Here is a 21,986-nt window from a genome sequence, read left to right on the forward strand (position 1 = left end):
CAGGCGGCAATGTGAGTAATAATGTGACAGCTAGTTCTGATGAGGCACCAGATGCAACAGATGACTTAGACATCCCAGTTACTCAGAATCCATTGATGACTGTGGTTAAGACTTCAACCACTACTGAAGTAACAGTAGCCGGTCAGGTAATACCGTATTCTTACTTAGTAACCAATACAGGAAATGTTACTTTAAACAACATCAGTTTAGTTGATGATAATGTAGATGCTCAACCAACAGGTGGAGTTACGACATTAGCTCCTGGAGCATCGACAACTTTTACTGCAGATTATACCGTAACCCAGGATGATATCGATGCAGGCGGCAATGTGAGTAATAATGTGACAGCTAGTTCTGATGAGGCACCAGATGCAACAGATGATCTGGACATCCCAGTGGTTCAGAACCCGGCGATCAGCATCGTGAAGACATTCGCAGATGATACCGTAACTGCCGGTGGAAACAGCAGTTTTTTTACCCTCGTTGTGACCAACGAAGGCAACGTGACGCTCAGTGATGCGTTGATCGAGGATGCGGTTGATGCACGACTTACAGTTATTAATGTTACCGGTACAGCTGGGGCCAATAATGACAGCGACGCGAACGCTCAAACAGTAGAGTGGCTTATTACGTCATTAGCACCAAACGCTTCCGAAACCATTACGGTTAGCTTTGAAGTTGACTCGGCAGTTGAAGAAGCAAACGGTGTCGGAGCACTAAATGACGAAGACAATGTACCGAACGATGTAACGGTTGTTGCTGAAGCGCCACAGGGTGATCCTACCGAATTGGATGATGATATCAAGGACGCGAGCGAAGACAATATTAATATTGTGGTCGACATCAACCTATCAATTGTCAAGACCTTCGATCCAACAGCGGTATCTCAAGGTACATTACAAAGCTTCACCATAGAAGTCAGCAATAATGGCCCATCAGATGCGGTTGACGTGTCGGTAACAGATATGGTCAATACTTCACTTAATGTTACTAGCGTCAATATAACTTCTGGTAGCGGAGACTGTTCGGCAAGTGCTGATCAGGATGTAGACTGTACAGTTCAAATCCCGACCGGTGAGTCAGCCACAATCACGGTTGAATACTTAACGGCGCCATTCTTTGATGATAGTAGCTCACCCTATGGAACAGTAACTGGGGACGACTTTTATTTCGTATTTGTGAACGGCAGCGTTCTCGAAGGTTCGACAGATGGTGGCCCAGTATATCTAGACGGTGTCGATATCACGACCGATGTTACCATCATTACCAGTTTAACTAAAAATGACATCGTATTTGACCCACCAGGATCCGATCCCGCATTTGAACTACATCTTTCATGTTCTGACCCTTTTACGGGCGGTTGGGGTCAGTCCGGTGGACCAATAAAAGATGTCGATACCAACTGGCAGATAGCATTCTTCAGGGTCAGTCGCTATAATAGTAAAGGCTTCTTAAAATCTTGCGGTAATGTGGTAAATGATTTTGATATTTCAAATACAGCATACGCAATGGGTGAAGACTCGTTCGAAACGCAAAATATATCTGATGATGCCATTGTAACCATTGGTCCAGGTATTACATTAGACCGCCTTCAAATTAAAGGTAAGCGCGTAACTGCAAGATTAAATAACTTGACAGGAGCTGATAAGATTATTGAAGATATCTCCGTAATATGGCCAAGTAATAACGGCAATATGACCACAATTCGACTTTCGGCCAATAATACAAGTACAACTATTTGGGAAGGAAATGCCAATCCTGTTGATGCTAATCTTAATGCAAGTAATCCAGGTTGGAACGGAGGCACGATTCAAACTGGCGAAGCCATCTTGAGATTCGATTTCAAGAATAAAATCACAGCGACTGGTTATACCATAAGGGTGAACTTTACAGATGGAACATTTCTAGATATAAACGTGCCCTTAGTGTTAGAAAAAGGCCAAGAATCACAGCTTGAAATAGTTAAGGAGGAAGAATTTATTGGAGAACCAAGGATGAAGATATATCCTAATCCTGCACAGTTTAGTTTCAAAGTGAGGTTAGAAGGCTTTCGCAGCGAGTTCGCAGATATCGTAATGTATGATGTTACGGGGCGTGAAGTTTTTAAAGTTAAGAAACGCTATCTTGCTAATAGGGATATATTGATTGACCTTCCTTCAAGTATGGATGCCGGAATGTATTTTGTACAATTATTAAATAATATTGAAGTGAAATCTGTTCCTGTCATTATAACGAAATAATATAATAATAACTTTTAATTTTAAAATAAAGAGGTTATCTGGTTAATTTCAGATAACCTCTTTATTTATAAACAAATCCTTATTTGAATTTTAGTCTAAAATCAGATTTATAATTTTATAATTATTGATTTTATAGAGAGGACAATCTTACTTTCCCTAAAGTTGTTAACTATGATGGCATGACAAGTTGTTTATAGGCTTAATTTTGAAACAGGAGTCAAGGCTTAACACTTATCTATTTATCCAATTTCTGCCATCATGATTTTATAGACCAACAATGCTCGTAATAAGCTTCAGTTCTCTCCCCAAACTCAAAGGAATTTTATAAATTTAGCATCTTTATGAAAATCTTATTTCCTGAAACACACCATAACGGTTTTCATACAGCAGTAACGACTCCAATTATAAACAAAACAATTATGAAAAAGGTACTCCTAATTATGAGCTTAATAGTAAGTGGTAGCACGGTGCATGCGCAACAAACAATGTCACCTGAATTATTATGGAAAGTTGAACGCATTAGCGTCAAGGGACTTGACAAAGAAGGTTCGAATATCCTTATAGAGGTTAAAACCCCTAATATTGAAGAAAACAACTTCGATTCTAAATTCTATAAACTACCGGTCAATGGCGGCGATTTAATTGCAATAAGCAAAGACGAGCTTAATGCAAAAGATAAAAACGTGTCGCCCGATGGCAACTACACCCTATTTCATGATGAAGTAGCTATTGAGAACATAAAAGGAAGTGACGTTTATAAAAACTTAGATAAATCTGAGGCTTATATTTTTTCAGATCTAGACATTCGTCATTGGGACACTTGGCAAGACGGCAAATATAATCATGTGTTCTATAAAAAAGTAGGCACGGAAAACACAGATGGCACTGACCTCATGCCAAATGAACCACACCACACCCCACAGCGTCCTTTTGGTGGCGACGAAGATTACATTTGGTCTCCAGATGGTAAGGACATCTATTATGTAAGCAAGAAATTAAAAGGAAAAGCCTATGCTACCAGCACCAATACGGACATATACAAATATAACCTCGCGTCTAAGACCACTACCAACATTACTGAAGACAATAAGGGCTATGATACCCATCCTGCTTTATCATCACAAGGTGCTTTGGCATGGTTGCAAATGAAAACTGATGGTTATGAAGCGGATAAAAACGATATTGTTGTACTAAACAATGGCGTCAAACAAAATTTAACCGATAGATGGGATGGTACCGTCAACAGTTTTTTATGGAGTAATGACGGCAACGATATTTACTTTACCGCCCCAATAGATGGCACAGTTCAAATTTTTAAAGTGAATTATCCTGATAAAAAACGTATCGCCCCTGTAGTGGAACAACTTTCAGAAGGCCAATTTGATATTACCAGCATTATTGTCCAAAAAGACCATACCCTGTTGGTGACACGAACTGATATGAACCATGCCGCTGAAATTTTCAGTTTCAATTTAAAGGACAACAGTTTTAAAGCATTGACAAACATTAACCAGAAATTATATGACAGTATTGAATTACCTAAAGTTGAAAAGCGCTACGTAACCACCACTGATGGTAAGCAAATGTTAGTATGGGTGATTTTGCCACCCAACTTCGATGCCTCTAAAAAATATCCGACCTTATTATACGCGCAAGGAGGTCCACAATCTGCACTATCACAGTTTTATTCTTACCGTTGGAATTTCCAATTAATGGCGTCTCATGGCTATATTGTTGTTGCACCAAACCGTCGTGGCATGCCCGGTCATGGTGTAGAATGGAATGAAGCTATCAGCAAGGACTGGGGTGGCCAAGTGATGGACGATTACCTTTCAGCTATTGATGCCATTGCTAAAGAACCGTATGTAGATAATGATAGATTGGGTGCCGTTGGCGCGAGCTATGGTGGTTACTCTGTGTTTTATTTGGCGGGAATTCACAACAAACGCTTTAAGACCTTCATCTCACATGATGGTGTCTTTGATACCAGAACTATGTATGGTACAACTGAGGAATTATTTTTTGTAAACCACGATTTTGGAGCACCGTACTGGGATAAAAACAACAAGGCCGCACAAAAAGTCTACAACGAATTCAATCCGATCACCAAGGTATCAGCATGGGACACTCCTATTTTGATCATTCAAGGCGGAAAGGATTATCGCGTACCGATTGAACAAGGTTTAAGTGCTTATCAAGCGGCGCAATTGTTAGGTATAAAAAGCAAATTATTGTATTTCCCTGAGGAAAATCACTGGGTGCTAAAACCACAAAATGCTTTGGTATGGCAAAATGAATTTTTTAAATGGTTGAAGGAAACCTTGTAAGCTTAATCAACAATAAATATGTATATTGATAAATTAAACAAACAGCGTTCCTCTATAAGAGCGCTTGGGACAATTGATTTAGGATAGCAATGTTTATCAGTTTGTTGCCCTTAATGCAAAAAAAAGAAACGATAGAAGTTATCATTTTGGTAACTTTTATGTTATCTTTGCGTCAAATCATTTAACGTGAAAATATTTTCGAGAGGGACCTTGCGGGATTTTTGGGAAAAGCACGGCGATTGTGAACTTCAATTGAAAACTTGGTATCGAGAAACTGAAAAATCGAATTGGACATCGATCAACGACCTGAAAAAAGAATATCCCAGCGCGAGTATTTTAAAAGACAACCGAATTGTATTTAACATTAAAGGTAACGATTATCGACTGATTGTTAAGTTTAATTTTGAATATCAACTCGCGTGGATACGCTTTATCGGAACTCATGGGGAATATGATAAAATTAACACAAACGAAATTTAAGATGAAAATAAAACCAATTAGAAACGAAGCAGATTACCAAAATGCACTTGAGCGTTTGGAAGTTATTTTCGATGCTAAAAGAGGAACCGAAGAAGGCGACGAGTTGGAGATTTTGGCAATGGTAATAGACAATTACGAAAAGGAGAATTTTCCAATTGATATGCCCGACCCGATTTCCGCAATTAATTTCCGAATGGAACAAATGGGCCTAAAACAGAAAGATTTGGTCAAAATGATTGGTTTCAAAAGTCGAGTGAGCGAAATAATGAACAAAAAGCGAAAATTAACTTTAGAAATGATTAGAAAACTGAACGCTGATTTAAACATCCCAACAGAAATATTGATACAAGATTATTGAGCAAGTTTCCCGGAGCACTAAGGCATCACGGTATAAACACATCTTTGTTCTTTATTCTTTGTTCCTTGTTCTTGGTTGGTTCGTAAATCTAAAAGCGCAGCGGTCTTAATTCTTTTATCTAAGCATATTTAATTATAAAATAAACTTTCAAATTAAAATATATTCAAATGAAGCTTAACCTTTTAAAAGCATGCATGCCCTTGTGCTTCCTGACACTATCATTAATAGGTTCGGTTAGCAAAAGTTACGCTCAAGGAAAAATCAAGAACATGCCAGGATACGATCAGTATCAAAAAATGGCTCCACAATTATATAGTTCGGTGCAAAGAATCTCACCAAATATAGTGTGGAGTGATGACGGTAAAAGTTTTACCTATCAAGAGAATGATATTGTGCACACCTTTGATGTCAAGAAAAATAAGGTTACTAAATCTGAAGCTTATAAACCAACACCAAGAACATCAAATAGCCGACAGCAAAGACCAGATAGAGGGCGGCAATATGCATCTGCAGTCTCGCCAGACTCTACTTTAATGGCGTTTACTAAAGATAGAAACATGTATCTGAGCAATCCTGATGGGTCTAATGCTGTCGACATTACCAAAGATGGAAATGACGAAAATCTGATAAAATACGGGATTGCAACTTGGGTTTATGGTGAAGAACTCGGTCAGAATACTGCCATGTGGTGGTCTCCTGACAGTAAAAAAGTGGCCTTTTACAAATTTGACGAGAAGGATACACTCATGTATTACGTACTGTATCATCAAACCAAAATCCAAGATTCGCTGGAAGTGGAAGCCTATCCAAAAGTGGGGGCTAAAAACCTACCGGTCGATTTAATGGTGTACGACTTAGAAACGAAAAAAACCATCACACTCGATACGCGTAACGGCAAACCCTTTAACGATGGTGCGCTTGGCACCTATTTATATGGGATAGAATGGTCACCTGACGGCAAAGAATTACTTTTTCATAGCACCAATCGGAAACAAGATATCATGGAATTTAAAGCGGCGAATCCGATAACGGGTAAAACTCGCGTCGTAGTTAGGGAAGAATGGCTTCCAAGTTTTACAGAGAATTCGCCAGAAATTTATAAGCTAAAAGACAAAATCCATTTTATTTGGGCTTCGGAAAGAAGCGGATTTAAAAACTATTACCTCTACAATTTTAATGGCACCTTGGTCAACCAATTGACCAATCATGATTTTGAAGTTCAGCGTATTGTTGACGTTGATGAAGCTAAAAATCAGGTCTATTATATGGCAGCAAGTGGAGACAATCATATGAAAATGCAATTACACCGCGTTAATTTTGATGGGACTAATGACATTCGCTTAACAGATCCTGCATACAATCATAACGTCAACTTATCGCCTTCGGGCAAGCACTTTATTGATATTGCCCAAACCCATAACTCACCTCCTGTGATGAGCCTAGTGGATGATAAAGGAAATGTTAAGAAGGAGCTTTTAAAAACCGACTTGACAAACTTTAAGGAACTAGGGTTCAAAACGGTGGATGTGTTTGAATTCACTTCTGCAGATGGCGAAACCCAATTACACGGTATGATTCATTTTCCATCAAATTTTGATCCTTCAAAAAAGTATCCTTTAATTTTAAGTAATTATGGTGGCCCTGGAGTCAATGCTTTTAGAGAAACATTTCAACTTCCAAATGTCATTACTGAATTCGGATTTTTAGTGGTCAATATTGACGGCAGAAATGTTGGTGGGAGAGGTAAGAACATGCTCGATAAATTATACGGTAATTTAGGGATTGTGGAAATGGACGATTTTGCCGCAGGCGTCAAATCGTTATACAGTCGCCCGTATTTTGACACAACAAGAGTTGGTGTGTATGGCACATCTTACGGCGGAACCGTAGCAGCGATGAGTCTGTTAAGATTCCCTGATGTCTATCATGCGGCGGTTGCCAATTCTGCGGTAACGGACTGGAGAAATTACGACAACATTTACACGGAGCGCTATATGAATCTTATTGAGAATAATCCAAAAGGCTACGAAGCTTCTAATTTGATGAATTATGCCAAAGATTTACAAGGTGAATTAATGATATTTTACGGCACCAACGATAACAACGTGCACCCGTCCAATTCATTGCAATTGATACAAGCCTTGCAGCAAGTAGAAAAAAGTTTTGAAGTACAAGTTGGTCCAGACAAAGGCCATACATCGGTAGATTTCAATAGAATGATGGAGTTTTTTATTCAACATCTGATTCTGAAATAGCAGTTTATAGTGGTGGTATTTGAATATCTTAGATTTTTATAAGCCTCTTTTATAATGCAAATTGCAACTGGACTTTACACACCACTAAAAGTAATTATTGACAAATAAGCTCAACTAAAATCATAGTAAATCAGGAGATTACGTTAAGCTTTTCTTAATTAAACCCAATTAAAAGGTCAAAGCCTTGGCTTTCACTCTATAAATCATACTTTTGCATTATATAATAACATTAAAAAGGATTTATGAGTCAAGTAAAGAAAAACGATACGGTAAAAGTACATTACACAGGAAAATTGACCAACGGACAGGTTTTTGACAGTTCATTGGAGCGTGAGCCATTAGAAATTACTATTGGTGAAGGTAAATTGATTCCTGGTTTTGAAAACGCCATTCTTGATATGAAGGTTAACGATAAGAAAACAGTTGAGATTGCAAAAGAAGAAGCTTATGGTGATGTTCAGCAAGAGCTTTTCCATCAAGTACAAAAAGAGCAACTTCCACAAGATATCCAACCAGAAGTTGGTATGGGCTTAGCTTCTAAAGGTCCTGACGGAACAGAGCACCAATTTAGAGTGGTTGACATTAAAGAAGATCACATTGTTGTTGATGGTAATCATCCATTAGCGGGTCAAGATTTAGTTTTTGACTTAGAATTAGTTGAGATTAAATAAGATCACACGATCGTATATAAAAAGCCATTTACAGATGTAAATGGCTTTTTTTTGTTATGTTCAATGTTTTCTGAAGCTCTTTTTTAATATCAAAGACGATTGAGAAATGATCTTAAACCATCATCTTTTTGACATCATTAAAATCTAATCCACCATAAGTTCCGGAGCTCATCAATAATAAGGCTTTGTTATCAAAATCCTGTGCGAACAAAAAGTTTTTAAAATCGTCAGGATTGGTGTAAATAATTAAATCATCACGCTCAAAAGCGGTGGCAATTTGTTCTTGTGTGACTTCTTTCAGTTTTTTAATTTCAACCGCATGTGGTGAATAAAAGACTACGGCTACATCGGCAGCATCAAGTGTGCCTTTATATTCCTTTAAAAACTCAGCGTTCAAACTGCTAAAGGTGTGCAACTCTAAGCACGCGACAACCGTGCGGTTTGGGAACTGCTCCTTCACAGCATTTGTGGTCGCCAGCACTTTACTGGGAGAATGGGCGAAATCCTTAAAAGCAATACTAGTACTGCCCTCTCCTATTTTTTCTAAACGTTTGCTCGCCCCTTTAAAACTGGCAATGGCTTCATAAAAATCATCTTCATCCACGCCCATGTGCTGGCAGATCCATTTGGCGCCCGAAAGATTATTCAGATTATGTTTTCCAAACACCTCAATTGGCAGTGGACCTTCTGGCGTTTCCAAAAGTGTTTCGCCGTCTCCAACCGTGTATTCCGGCGTATGATACGCTAATTTTCTAATGGTGTTATCAGATGCTTCCACCACTCTTTTCACTTCTAAATCTTCTTCATTGTAAGTGATACTTCCTCCGTTGACAATACTGTCTACAAATATTTTAAACTGCTCAACATAATTATCGTAAGTTGGAAATACATTAATATGATCCCAAGCAATGCCACTCAATAAGGCGATATTGGGTTGGTAAAGATGAAATTTTGGCCGTCTATCAATAGGTGAGCTCAAATATTCATCACCTTCCAAAACGATAAAATCATTATCATTGGTCAACTTTACCATCACATCAAAACCTTCCAACTGCGCACCAACCATATAATCAACATCTCTATCATGGTAATGCATCACATGCAAAATCATAGACGTAATAGTCGTTTTACCATGACTTCCGCCAATTACAACGCGCGTTTTGTGCTTGGATTGTTCGTATAAAAATTCAGGATAACTGTAGATTTTCAAGCCCAATTCATGTGCTTTCAAAAGTTCAGGGTTATCTGCTTTGGCATGCATCCCTAAAACAATAGCATCTAATGACCTATTTATTTTTTCAGGAAACCAGCCAAAATTTTCTGGCAACAAGCCCTTAGCTTTTAATCTTGATTTTGAAGGTTCATAAATTTCATCATCACTCCCCGTAACCTGTTCTCCTTTATTGTGCAACGCTATGGCAAGATTGTGCATGGCACTGCCGCCAATAGCTATAAAATGTACATTCATATGTTAATTTTGAAAGGATCAAAGATAGTTTTTTTGATGCGAAATGACGAATGATTTTATAGATGAAGCTGGAAAGCTTTAGCCGATAATTTATCAGATAAAATCGCACAATCATTGGAGTTAATACTTATTGAAAAAGCTTTAAAGTTTCAATATCGCAACGCGTTCTTTCTTAAAGGCAACCGCTCTTGGTGATTCGCCAATTGCCAAATCGATATATTTTAAGGCCTCTACTTTATTTTTTTGAAGTTTGTGGATTTGCGCCAATCGGTAATTAGCCCACGATTTTGAAATTCCATCTTCCTTTTCATAATTCTCAAGATAGTGTTGAAGATGCATCGCACCTTTATCCAATTGAATTTTATAATCTGCCGAAACCTTCCCAATTTGGTAGTTTAGCGCATTCGATCTATGCTTGTTCAAGGCTGCCTGCATAGTGGAAATCATTAATTCTGGCTGGTTTTTAGCTTCATATAAATTGGTCAATTGCTCATAGCAATGCAATGAACCTCCTTCTGTAACCGCAAGTTTATAATACTTTTCAGCAGCGTCAAAATCCTTATCATATTCATAAATATAACCTTTTGCTAAAAACCCATCCACTTTAGAAATACGATACAACTCCTCCGCGTATTTTAACGATTTGTTTTTGCTTCCCCCGATAATTCCCGGGAGTTGCATGTACAATTCTACCAACGCCCATCGCGTTTCAATATGTTTAGGATCTAATTCTGCAGCTGTGGTAAATGCCTCTTTAACATCACCAATGATTCCTAAAGCTTGTATCTTATTTACAGACAAGGCTTTCATACCCAAAGCACCACCATATTTATAATGGTAATTTGCAGTTTCTGGACTCAACTCCACCAAATTTTTATAACTCTCGATGGCTTCATCCCATTTTTTCTGATGCCCATAAGCATCGCCCAATAATTCAATGCCCGATAAATCATTAGGATGGGACTTCACATAAGAAATCATAAGGTTTTCCGCTTTACTAAATTGTTTAGTTGCGAAAAATTGTTCCGTTTTTTGAAAGTCTGATTGACCAAAGGCCACTAACGAAAAAGAGAAAAAATAGAGTGTAAATTTCATACGAATAGTTATGAATTCAAAAATAGGCATACTTATGGTATTGTTTTTGCAAATTGTTAAAAAGCAAGAAAAGTTAACTTCAAAATATATTAACTTCACTGATGCAAATGTAAGTTACGTGCATATCATCTCGTTGATTGAGATTTAGAAAGTTGCTTACAAAAAATTCTATATAGGAATGAAAACATTCAAAATGATGAAACACGTTATAGCAGTCTTTATGGTCATCCTCTTTTCAAATTTTGCGCAAGCACAAACAAATTCTTATGATAACCTCTGGAAAAAAGTAGATAAACTTGACAAGGAAGGGTTGCCAAAATCGGCTTTAGAAGTGGTAGAACAGATTTCTAAATTGGCACTGGCCGAAAAGAATACCTCGCAAAACATAAAGAGTTTACTGTATAAAGGTAAATACGCGCTCATTTTAGAGGAAGATGCACAACTGAAGATCATCAACGATTTTAAATCTCAAATTTTAATAAGCAAGACTCCGACAAAGAATATTCTAGAAAATTTGCTCGCCAATTTATACTGGCAATATTTTCAGAATAATAGGTATCGGTTCTACAATCGGACAACAACAGAACATAAAGTAGTTGCTGACGATTTTAGAACTTGGGATCTCAGCACACTGTTTGAAGAAATTGATGGGCACTATCAAAATTCGCTTAAAAATGAAACAATACTTCAGGAAACAGCATTAGCCAATTTTGATGACATACTACTTTTACAAAAAAACTCAAAGCGCTACCGCCCTACCCTTTTTGATTTTTTAAGTCATAATGCTTTGGACTTTTACCAAACCGATGAAAACACCATTACCAAACCGGCATATAAATTTATAATTGATACGCCTGAATATCTTTCTGATGCCAAAACGTTTTTAGAATTGCAAATCACCCATCGCGATTCTTCGTCTTTACAATTGAAAGCGCTCAAAATCTACCAGAATTTGATTGCCTTACATCTACAAGACAAAGAACCTTATGCATTATCAGATGTAAATATTGAGCGACTGCATTTCGTAAAAAACAAAATTATTTTAGCTGATAAGGAACTGCTTTATTTAAATACGCTTAAAGAAGTTGCCGAAACTCATAAAAGTCATGAGGTCTCCGCACTTTATAATTTCGAAATTACAGCACTTTACAAAACTCAAGGTGATCGTTATCATCCTAAAACGAACACAGAAGATCGTTGGAAGCTCAAAGAGGCCTTAGCCCTTTGTGATGCTGTAAAGCAACAATTCCCTAGGAGTATTGGAGCTGAAAAATGTGATGTTTTAAAACAGCAAATTTTAAAGCCAACCTTACAACTCACCGCTGAAAATAACATTCCTATTCAATCCAATTCTCTGTTGTTGGTGCGGTATTCAAATCTTAACAGCTTATCATTTAAGACCTATAAATTGTCAGAAACGGAATTGAATAACTTTAATAAAACATATAGACAAGATGAGCGCCTTGCATTTATAAAAAAACTAAAAAATGCAGAAACATGGCAAAGTCAATTGAAAGATGAAAACGATTACCAACAGCACACCACGGAAATCGTCATTCCGAAATTATCCAATGGTCAGTATCTTATTGTAGCCACCTCAAATAGTTTAGATGAGAGTTCTTATGCATTCCAAACTATTCAAGTGACCAATATCGCATTAGTAACAAAATCGGACGTTGATAAAGAATTATTTCAACTTATAAATAGAACTAATGGACAGCCTCTGGTGGGCGCAAAAGTAACCGTCAAATATCAAGAAAATTATAACAACAACTTTAAATCAGAAAATTTTGTTACAGACACCAATGGCGAATTTAGTTTGAAGAATTCAAAGAAGCGTTATTATAATATGGATCTTAATATAGAGCACCATGGAGTTGTTGCCATTTTTAAGGATTATTACAGTAACGGCCATTATAACGAAAATGACTCACCTGAAAAGATAAGCTACACACCTTTTCTATTTACAGATCGCAGTATTTATAGACCTGGGCAAACGGTCTATTTTAAAGGCATTGCAACAAAAACTGACAATGGAAAAACACTGGTGTATGCAAATCAAGAAGCAAAGATCAGTTTAAAGAACGTCAATGGTGAACTTTTAAAAGAAATGCTTCTTAAAACCAACGATTATGGTTCTGTTTCTGGCGAATTTATTTTGCCAAACGATGGTCTCAACGGGAATTATTCATTAGAAATGTTTGCCGGCAGTCATGGCTATACGAGTTTCTCGGTTGAAGATTACAAACGCCCTAAATTTGAAACCGCCTTTAAACCAATCACAGAAACCTTTAAAGTTAACGATTCTATCACCATAAAAGGTACTGCATTGGCTTATGCTGGCAGTAGCGTCACCAATGCTAAAATAGTGTATCGCGTGCATCGTAAAGTACAATATCCACGTTGGTATTATTGGTTCAGACCTTCATTTAACAGTGAACCTCAAGAAATTGCCTACGGCGAAAGTATCACAGATAAAGAGGGGAATTTTGAAATCACTTTTAAAGCCATTCCAGATGCCAGTGTCGACAAATCAAATCTGCCAATTTTTAACTATGAAATTACTGCTGATGTTACAGATCTCAATGGCGAAACACGAAGTGCCACTACCATTGTAAATGTGGGCTACCACGCGCTTCTGGCAACTGTTAATGTTGATGATCAATTGGATAAAAACAAAAAAGACCATCACTTAACCCTAACCACAAAAAATTTAAATGGCGAATTTGTACCAGCCACAGGCACTTTAAAAATATACAAACTCAAGGCACCACTAGAGGTTTTGAGACCACGCCCTTGGGCTGCGCCAGATTATCAGGTCTTATCTCGTGAAGAGTTTAAAACATTATTTCCACATGAAGCCTATCAAGAGGAGCACAATCCTGAGACTTGGGAAAAAGGAGCCGTCGTTTTTGAGGCCGATTTTGACACTTCAAAATCGAAAATAATCGAATTAGGACCCCTTAAAAAATGGGAATCTGGAACTTATGTGGTCGTTTTAGAAAGCAAGGACAGATTTGGTCAATTAGTGAAAGATGAAGTGCGCACTTTTGTTTTTAGTCCAGATGACAAAACACTTCCAGACCACCAATTATTTAGTGTATCCACTGATCAATCGTCTTATATGAAAGGTCAAAACGTGATAATTACTTTTAGAAGTGCTGCTGAAAACATTATGGTTACTGTAGATGTTGAGAAAGATCAGAACATCATAAAAACCTATTTGGTGCCTTTGAGCAACAACAAAAAGACAATTGCTATTCCAGTAACAGATGACGATTTGGGCGGATTTGCAATTCATTACAGTTTTGCGGCTTTCAATAGCTTTCATTCGGGAACAAAGACTGTTGCCGTTCCGTATCCAAAATCTGAATTAACTATAGAAACGAAGACGTTTAGAGATAAATTAGAACCGGGAACTGATGAAACGTGGAGTTTTAATATCAAAGGACCTCAAGGGGATAAAGTGAGTGCTGAGTTATTGGCCAGTATGTATGATATGTCTTTAGATCAATTTACGCCACACCAATGGCAATTTAGTCCGCTGCACCAGCCCTTATACTATAGCCATAATCAAAGAAGTGCCATAAAAAGTTTTGGAAACGCTAATTTTTATGTGTATTTACCAAACAGCAATTTCAATTTTCCAAACCAAAATTATGACCAGTTTAATTGGTTCGGATTCTATTTTGGTAATGGTAGAAATTATCAGAATATCATGTTGAGAGGGAAAGCTACTGGTGTACAAATTGTTGAAGATCAAATGGAAATTCAAGAATCTGCTATGCTTGAATCTGGGGCAAGTTTGGATGAAGTTGTTGTGGTTAATGATGCAGAGGTTGATAAAAATATAGTGTCACTTGGCAGTGCTGAGCAAACAGAAAACCGAGATGCTGTTGCCATTCGTAAAAACCTTCAGGAAACCGCGTTTTTCTTCCCACAGTTACAAACGGATACCAAAGGAAATGTAACCTTTAGCTTTACGACCCCTGAAGCCTTGACCAAATGGAAATTGCAGTTGCTAGCGCACACAAAAGAATTGGAAAGTGCAACAACGTCTTTAGAAACGGTGACACAAAAGGAATTGATGGTGATTCCTAACGCGCCTCGTTTTTTACGTCATGGGGATGCGATTTCTATCAGCACTAAAATTGCCAACCTTACGGAAAAAGCCTTATCAGGAGACGCTATGTTACAACTTTTTGATGCTTTTACTGGAAAAACCATTGACGCGAAACTCAATAATTCCGACAACCGAAAATCTTTTTCTGTGGATGCTAAAGGAAATACACAAATCAGTTGGAGTTTGACTATCCCTGATGATGTGGATGCGGTACAATATAAAATAATTGCTAAGTCTGGCGATTTTAGTGATGGTGAGCAAAATGCACTTCCTGTCTTATCGAACAGAATGTTAGTGACCGAAACCTTACCGATGTGGATTCGCTCCAATGAAACGCGAACCTTCACTTTAGACAAATTAAAGTCGAACACCTCTTCCACACTTAAAAACCATAAACTGACTTTGGAGATGACTTCCAATCCGGCGTGGTATGCCGTTCAGGCTTTACCTTACTTAATGGAATATCCGTATGATAACAATGAGCAAACCTTTAGTAGATATTATGCCAATGCCTTGGCAAGTCATATTGCCAACAGCAATCCGAGACTGAAAGAAGTATTTGATCAATGGGGTTCAACTGATGCGCTGCTCAGCAATCTGGAAAAAAACGAAGCACTAAAAAGCATTTTGATTGCCGAAACGCCTTGGCTGCGAGATGCCCTATCTGAAACTGATCAGAAGAAACGGATTGCCTTATTATTCGATATGAACAAAATGAGTAATGAGCTGCAATCTGCGCAACGTAAGCTTCAAAACAGCCAAATGACCAATGGTGCTTGGGCCTGGTTTGAAGGTGGACGGCCAAATCGTTTCATCACACAACAAATTATTGCTGGTTTTGGGCACTTAAAGCAGTTGGATGTCACCCTGAGCGCAGTCGAAGGGTCTTCGGATACCATCATCAACAATGCAATTACCTATTTAGATGCTGAATTTGTTCAAGAATATAAAGACTTACGTAAATACGATAAAAAGGTTGACTTGACTAAAGATCATTTGAGCTATACCCAATTGCATTATTTATACATGCGCAGCTTTTTTACAACTATTCCAAAAAGCAAAGAGGTAGAATCTATAATCTACTACTACCAATCTCAAATTCAGAAGTATTGGTTGAAGCAATCATTATATGCTAAGGGTTTAATGGCGCTAGTGTCGCACCGTTCAAAAGATTCTAAAACTGCAGAAAATATTTTAAAATCGTTAAAAGAAAATAGTATTACTTCTGATGAATTGGGGATGTATTGGAAAGACAATCAAGCATCCTGGTTTTGGTACCAAGCGCCAGTTGAAACTCAAACCCTTATGATTGAGGCTTTTAGTGAAATTCAAAAGGACACAAAAACCGTCGACGATCTAAAAATCTGGTTGCTTAAAAACAAGCAGATTAACAGTTGGAAAACTACCAAAGCGACTACTGAGGCGGTGTACGCTTTATTATTACAAGGCAACAACTGGCTAAGTGTTACCGAGCAAGTAGATGTTGCACTGGGCGGTAAAACAATAGAACCATTAAAATTAGAAAATGTCAAAATTGAAGCAGGAACGGGATACTATAAAACCTCATGGGCAGCGTCGGAAATACAACCAGAAATGGCCGATGTGACCCTAACAAAAAAAGGCGATGGCATTGCTTGGGGCGGTTTATACTGGCAGTATTTTGAAGATTTGGATAAGATTACGTTTGCCGAAACGCCATTGCAATTACAGAAAAAACTATTCTTAAAAACTAATACGGATAAAGGCGAACAAATTTCCGAAATCAACTCTGAAACAGAGTTGAAAGTTGGCGATTTGGTACGCGTGCGCATCGAATTGCGAAGCGACCGAGACATGGAATTCTTACATATGAAAGATATGCGCGCCGCAGGCTTTGAACCGATTAATGCCTTATCTACCTATAAGTATCAAGATGGACTGGGCTATTATGAAAACACTAAAGATGCGGCTACCAATTTCTTCTTCGACTATTTACCGAAAGGCATTTATGTTTTTGAATACGACTTACGAGTAAATAATAGTGGAAACATGAGCAATGGCATTACAACCATCCAAAGTATGTATGCACCTGAGTTTACCAGTCATAGTGAAGGGATCCGAGTACATGTGAAATAATCACATCAGACCTTATAAAAAAGCGTCATGAATTATGTTTCATGACGCTTTTTAAATTTATAACTCAATTCACTTCAAACTCCTAAAATAAAATCTCTATTCCCTATTCTAACAGCGAAGCGTTCTCATTTCTATTCTAAATTATAGTGTAAGACTAATTACAACTAATCGATATACCCCATCTTCTTCATCCAGTCATCATTGAACATTTTGCCAACATAACGGCTACCATGGTCATGAAATAGAACCACAACAACATCATCTTTTGTAAAATGCTCTTTCAATTGCAATAATCCTTTAACGGCTGCACCTGCAGAGTTTCCTAAGAACATGCCTTCTTCTTTTGCCAATAATTGCGTGTAGACTGCTGCATCTTTATCGGTAACTTTGGTGAAACCATCAATAATATCAAAATTGACGTTTTTAGGCAAAATATCTTCACCGATACCTTCGGTTACGTACGGATAGATTTCATTTTCATCAAAAATTCCCGTTTCGTGGTACTTTTTGAACACACTTCCATAAGTGTCAATTCCCCAAATTTTAATATCTGGATTTTGTTCCTTCAAATATTTACCAACTCCAGAAATAGTACCTCCTGTACCAACGCCAACCACAAAATGGGTGATTTTCCCATCCGTTTGGTTCCAAATTTCAGGACCTGTACTTTCATAATGCGCTTTGGTATTGCTCAAATTATCGTACTGGTTCACATACCAAGAGTTTGGTGTTTCTTCGCCTAAACGTTTGGATACAGAATAATAACTTCTCGGATCTGTTGGTTCGACATCTGTAGGACAAACGATAACCTCAGCACCAACAGCACGAAGAATGTCCATTTTCTCCTTAGATTGTTTATCAGAAAGCACAAAAATACATTTGTAGCCTTTAACGATCGCCACTAATGCCAATCCCATTCCCGTATTTCCTGAAGTGCCCTCAATGATCGTTCCTCCTGGCTTTAAAAGACCTTCAGCTTCTGCATCTTCAATCATTTTAACCGCCATCCTGTCTTTTACAGAATTCCCTGGATTGAAGGTTTCGTATTTGGCCAACACCAAACATGGTAAGTCTTTGGTCAATTTATTGAGTTTGACCAATGGGGTGTTCCCAATGGTTTCAAGTATATTTTCTGCGTATTGCATCTGTTTCATTTTAAGACTGCAAAGGTAAGGGGATTTTTTGATTTATTAAATTGGGAATTGCACAGAGTTGCACGGAGACACTTTGATTGTCGTAACATGTCAATTTGGTTGAATCAGATATAAAAATCTATTTCACAAAGCTGTACGAAGAAGAAAAACATTTCACAAAGGGTTTTTCACATGATATTTATCAATAAGGACTGGAGGATCATCTGCGTCAATCTGTGAAATCCGCGGGAGAAATTTTAATCTATTTAATGAGCTACTGAAGACCGAAGACTGCCTACTGAAACCTGCCAGCTAATCAAACCGCATCGCCTTAACCGGAGATATTTTGGTAATTATTACTGATGGAATTAAAAGCATTAACATACACACGATAAAGGTTCCTAAATTGAGCATTAAAATATAATCGAGGCTGAGATATACCGGGGCTTCTGTTACGTGATATTCTTTAGGATTTAAAGCTACTAACCCAAAATACTTTTGGGCGAACAACAGTCCCAGTCCGATTAAATTCCCCCAAAATAATCCAAGACCAATCAAATAAGTAGCGTTATATAAAAACACCTTTCTGATGCTCCAATTCGTACTACCCAAAGCTTTTAGAATTCCAATCATTTGGGTGCGTTCTAAAATCAAGACCAATAACGCCGTAATCATATTAATCCCTGCTACAAGAATCATAATCCCGATAATGCCATAGGTATTGTTATCAAAAATACTGATCCACTCAAAAATAGAGACGTATTTTTGCTGTACGGTAATGGCATCCAAATCTGACGGAATTGTATCGTAAATTTCCATGCCTTTGGTTTCAATTTGATTGAAATCGTCAATAAACACTTCAAAGTTCCCTACTTGATCCTCGTTCCATTTATTCAACCGCTGTACATGACGGATATCGCCCATCACAAACTTTTCATCCATTTCTTTCATTCCAGAATTGTAAATCCCTACAATTTCAAAAGCTCTTAAAAAGGGCATCTGATCGATACGTTCTTTCTTAAAAACAGTCTGAAAGCTGTCGCCCAACTTAAATTGCAATCGGTTGGCCAAATATTGGGAAATAAGCACTTCATTGCTCATCTCCCCAGAATAGTCCGGAAGTCGTCCTTCAGTCAGAAACTCTTGAAAATAATGCCAGTCATAATCAGAACCCACTCCTTTTAAAACTACACCTTCAAAGTCCGTTTCTGTACGAACTACTCCAAATTTTGTAGCGGTGGCCTGCACATGACTAATCCCTTCAACATTTTTAAATTCAGGGTAAAATTCTTGGTTTTTACTGATTGGAATTTCAGACTCGTCAGAAGCGTTGCTATCAAAGTTGGTGATGGTGACGTGACCATTAAAAGCCACCACCTTATCTCTAATCTTTTGCTGCAGTCCGATACCTGTAGCAATAGCAATCAGCATCACCACAATACCGATAGCGATAGCAGTAATACCAATTTTTATAATCGGTGCTGATACACTACTTTTATACGCTTTACTGCCTATAATACGTTTAGCTATAAAAAACTCGTAATTCAAAATTTAAAATGCGATTAAAGATGTTCAAAAATACGTCTTTCCCGATAATAATAGGACTTGTTTTGATTTTGATTTCTTGTGGAAATGGGATGAAGAGTATCAAGTATCAAGAACAAAGTATTAAGACAGATGACGGAGGGCCGATGACTGCGGAAAGCAAATCACCAACGGCAGACTTGAGTCAGGAGCCACTAAAAATTGGTGCCAATCAAACAGAAAATTATATTAAACTATTACGAGGAAAACGTGTGGGCGTTGTGGGCAATCAATCGAGTGTGATTTTTAAAGATGGCAATCGGAAGAACGCTAAAGGCACAGCCTATACCCATCTTGTAGATTCATTACTTAGTTTAAATATTAATGTGAAAAAAGTTTTTTCTCCAGAACATGGGTTTAGAGGTACTGCCGATGCGGGAGAAGAAATCAAGGATGGCTTAGATCCTAAAACAAATTTGCCGATTGTTTCATTATATGGCGATAATAAGAAACCAACACCTGCCCAACTCCAAGGTTTAAATATTTTAGTTTTTGACATTCAAGATGTGGGTGTGCGGTTTTACACTTATATTTCCACCTTGCATTATGTGATGGAAGCCTGTGCTGAGGCGAATATTCCTTTATTAATTTTAGACAGACCCAATCCGAATGGTCATTATATAGACGGTCCAATTTTAGAAAAAACCCATACCAGCTTTGTGGGCATGCACCCAATTCCTATAGCCCACGGAATGACTATTGCTGAATATGCCCAAATGATTAATGGCGAAAAGTGGTTAAAAAATGGCATTCAGTGCGCGTTAACCATCATTTCAATGGAAAACTATACGCATCAAATGCCTTACAGCCTACCTATAAAACCATCGCCAAATTTACCGAATGATCAATCGATTGCTTTATATCCAAGCTTGTGCTTTTTTGAAGGCACCAATGTGAGTGTCGGTCGAGGCACGGACACGCAGTTTCAAGTTTTTGGAAGCCCTGAATTAGATAAAAATCAGTTTAAATATCGATTTACACCACAATCTACGCTAGGCGCTAAAACACCACCTCAATTAGGCAAACTTTGTTATGGTAAAGATTTAACCCAGACCAACGTAGCACCAGGTATAAACTTAGAATATGTGATTAAAGCGTATGCACATACAGCAAACAAAACAACATTTTTCAATTCGTTTTTCGTGAAATTAGCAGGAACATCACAACTTCAAAAACAAATAGCGCAAGGGCTTTCTGAAAAAGAAATTAAAGCAACCTGGGCAACAGGTCTTGAAAAGTTTAAAAAAATCAGAGAACGCTATGTTTTATACCCATAAGTGTGAAGTGGTAGATTTAGTCGACCGTTTCAACCGGAGTAGGTTTTCTATAGGTATGGAATGGTTGTTTTAGTAATTCGCCAATATTTCCATTTGCAACTTCATCAGGAAAAGTGTCCACACCATAGATAATTTTTTCTCTGTCCAAGATCATGAACGTACCGAACAATCGGTCCCAGATTGAGAAAATATTACCGTAGTTAGAATCTGTAAAGGGTAAAACATAGTGGTGGTGCACCTTATGCATGTCTGGCGACACCAACACATAGCTCATAATCCTATCCAATTTTCTTGGCATCTTTATATTCGCGTGGGTAAATTGTGTAGCGATTAGCGACATAGATTGGTACAAAAAGACCAACGCTATGGGCGTTCCAATAACAAATACCCCAAAAAGCGTAAAAGCAAAACGGATGACGCTTTCTAAGGGATGATGACGGTTAGCCGTGGTCGTATCTACATTATGATCTGTATGATGCACCAAATGGACCATCCATAAGAGTCTTACTTTATGTTCCACATAATGCGGCACATAAGCGCCCACAAAATCTAGTAACATGACACCCAATAAAGCATATAGCCATAAGGGCATTTCAGGCAACCAATTAATGATTCCAAAATCGTTAAGTTTAACCCAGTCTGCTGTGTGCAAGAGCAAAAAAGCCAACCCAAAATTTATCACTACCGTGGTTACCGTGAAAAAAATATTGGGAAGCGCATGATTCCATTTCTTATAGCTAAACTTAAATAATGGCACAATGCCTTCCAATACCCAAAATACAGTAATCCCTCCTACAAGAATCAAACTCCTGTGAAGTGGCGGAATGGTTTCGAAATAATTAATGATGCTTTCCATAATA

General features: G+C 37.8%; 13 protein-coding genes. 8 read left to right on the top strand and 5 right to left on the bottom strand.

Annotation, left to right across the window (positions count from 1 at the left end; all coding sequences use genetic code 11):
- The 6 genes from JEM65_RS00990 to JEM65_RS01015 form a co-directional block, all read left to right on the top strand.
- Positions 1–2,240: DUF7507 domain-containing protein (locus JEM65_RS00990; protein ID WP_199596683.1), on the top strand; the 2,240-nt coding region annotated here is incomplete at its 5' end.
- A 419-nt stretch (positions 2,241–2,659) separates the two neighbouring features.
- Entirely contained in the window at positions 2,660–4,567 is a 1,908-nt protein-coding gene (locus tag JEM65_RS00995) for a S9 family peptidase (protein ID WP_199596684.1), read from the top strand.
- A 186-nt stretch (positions 4,568–4,753) separates the two neighbouring features.
- Positions 4,754–5,047, top strand: a complete 294-nt coding sequence (locus tag JEM65_RS01000; protein WP_199596685.1) for a type II toxin-antitoxin system HigB family toxin — start codon at positions 4,754–4,756, stop codon at positions 5,045–5,047.
- Position 5,048: 1 nt separating this feature from the next.
- Entirely contained in the window at positions 5,049–5,405 is a 357-nt protein-coding gene (locus JEM65_RS01005; RefSeq protein ID WP_199596686.1) for a helix-turn-helix domain-containing protein, read from the top strand.
- Between the two features lie 167 nt (positions 5,406–5,572).
- The gene (locus tag JEM65_RS01010; RefSeq protein WP_233530469.1) at positions 5,573–7,660 is read left to right on the top strand and encodes a S9 family peptidase; all 2,088 of its coding nucleotides are present in this window, start codon (positions 5,573–5,575) and stop codon (positions 7,658–7,660) included.
- A 242-nt stretch (positions 7,661–7,902) separates the two neighbouring features.
- Positions 7,903–8,331 (top strand): FKBP-type peptidyl-prolyl cis-trans isomerase, encoded by a 429-nt coding sequence (locus JEM65_RS01015; RefSeq protein ID WP_199596687.1) that lies wholly within the window; start codon positions 7,903–7,905, stop codon positions 8,329–8,331.
- A gap of 112 nt (positions 8,332–8,443) precedes the next feature.
- Here the strand turns inward: JEM65_RS01015 and JEM65_RS01020 are convergent, their stop codons facing one another.
- Positions 8,444–9,799, bottom strand: a complete 1,356-nt coding sequence (locus JEM65_RS01020; protein ID WP_199596688.1) for a UDP-N-acetylmuramate--L-alanine ligase — start codon at positions 9,797–9,799, stop codon at positions 8,444–8,446.
- Positions 9,800–9,940: 141 nt separating this feature from the next.
- Positions 9,941–10,894 carry a tetratricopeptide repeat protein gene (locus JEM65_RS01025; RefSeq protein ID WP_199596689.1) on the bottom strand — a complete coding sequence of 318 codons (954 nt, stop codon included), beginning with the start codon at positions 10,892–10,894 and terminating at the stop codon, positions 9,941–9,943.
- A 178-nt stretch (positions 10,895–11,072) separates the two neighbouring features.
- Between JEM65_RS01025 and JEM65_RS01030 the strand changes: the two genes are divergently transcribed.
- Positions 11,073–17,132 (top strand): alpha-2-macroglobulin family protein, encoded by a 6,060-nt coding sequence (locus JEM65_RS01030; RefSeq protein ID WP_233530470.1) that lies wholly within the window; start codon positions 11,073–11,075, stop codon positions 17,130–17,132.
- Positions 17,133–17,296: 164 nt separating this feature from the next.
- Here JEM65_RS01030 and JEM65_RS01035 read toward each other — a convergent pair whose 3' ends face one another.
- Positions 17,297–18,277, bottom strand: a complete 981-nt coding sequence (locus JEM65_RS01035) for a PLP-dependent cysteine synthase family protein (RefSeq protein ID WP_199596690.1) — start codon at positions 18,275–18,277, stop codon at positions 17,297–17,299.
- Positions 18,278–18,577: 300 nt separating this feature from the next.
- Positions 18,578–19,813, bottom strand: a complete 1,236-nt coding sequence (locus JEM65_RS01040; protein ID WP_199596691.1) for an ABC transporter permease — start codon at positions 19,811–19,813, stop codon at positions 18,578–18,580.
- 8 nt (positions 19,814–19,821) lie between these two features.
- Between JEM65_RS01040 and JEM65_RS01045 the strand changes: the two genes are divergently transcribed.
- A complete protein-coding gene (locus JEM65_RS01045) occupies positions 19,822–21,126 on the top strand; it encodes a DUF1343 domain-containing protein (protein ID WP_199596692.1) in 1,305 nt (434 codons plus the stop codon).
- 16 nt (positions 21,127–21,142) lie between these two features.
- On the opposite strand, the gene JEM65_RS01050 is transcribed toward JEM65_RS01045, so the two are convergent.
- The gene (locus tag JEM65_RS01050; protein ID WP_199596693.1) at positions 21,143–21,982 is read right to left on the bottom strand and encodes a sterol desaturase family protein; all 840 of its coding nucleotides are present in this window, start codon (positions 21,980–21,982) and stop codon (positions 21,143–21,145) included.
- Positions 21,983–21,986: the final 4 nt, after the last annotated feature.

This window comes from Gelidibacter salicanalis, from assembly GCF_016469035.1.
Classification (GTDB): Bacteria; Bacteroidota; Bacteroidia; order Flavobacteriales; family Flavobacteriaceae; genus Gelidibacter; species Gelidibacter salicanalis_A.

Bases quoted from the DNA above. Each gene is read 5' to 3' on its own strand.
- JEM65_RS00995 (WP_199596684.1), top strand. From the start codon at position 2,660: ATGAAAAAGGTACTCCTAATTATGAGCTTAATAGTAAGTGGTAGCACG.
- JEM65_RS01005 (WP_199596686.1), top strand. From the start codon at position 5,049: ATGAAAATAAAACCAATTAGAAACGAAGCAGATTACCAAAATGCACTT.
- JEM65_RS01010 (WP_233530469.1), top strand. From the start codon at position 5,573: ATGAAGCTTAACCTTTTAAAAGCATGCATGCCCTTGTGCTTCCTGACA.
- JEM65_RS01015 (WP_199596687.1), top strand. From the start codon at position 7,903: ATGAGTCAAGTAAAGAAAAACGATACGGTAAAAGTACATTACACAGGA.
- JEM65_RS01020 (WP_199596688.1), bottom strand. From the start codon at position 9,799: ATGAATGTACATTTTATAGCTATTGGCGGCAGTGCCATGCACAATCTT.
- JEM65_RS01025 (WP_199596689.1), bottom strand. From the start codon at position 10,894: ATGAAATTTACACTCTATTTTTTCTCTTTTTCGTTAGTGGCCTTTGGT.
- JEM65_RS01030 (WP_233530470.1), top strand. From the start codon at position 11,073: ATGAAAACATTCAAAATGATGAAACACGTTATAGCAGTCTTTATGGTC.
- JEM65_RS01035 (WP_199596690.1), bottom strand. From the start codon at position 18,277: ATGCAATACGCAGAAAATATACTTGAAACCATTGGGAACACCCCATTG.
- JEM65_RS01045 (WP_199596692.1), top strand. From the start codon at position 19,822: ATGCGATTAAAGATGTTCAAAAATACGTCTTTCCCGATAATAATAGGA.
- JEM65_RS01050 (WP_199596693.1), bottom strand. From the start codon at position 21,982: ATGGAAAGCATCATTAATTATTTCGAAACCATTCCGCCACTTCACAGG.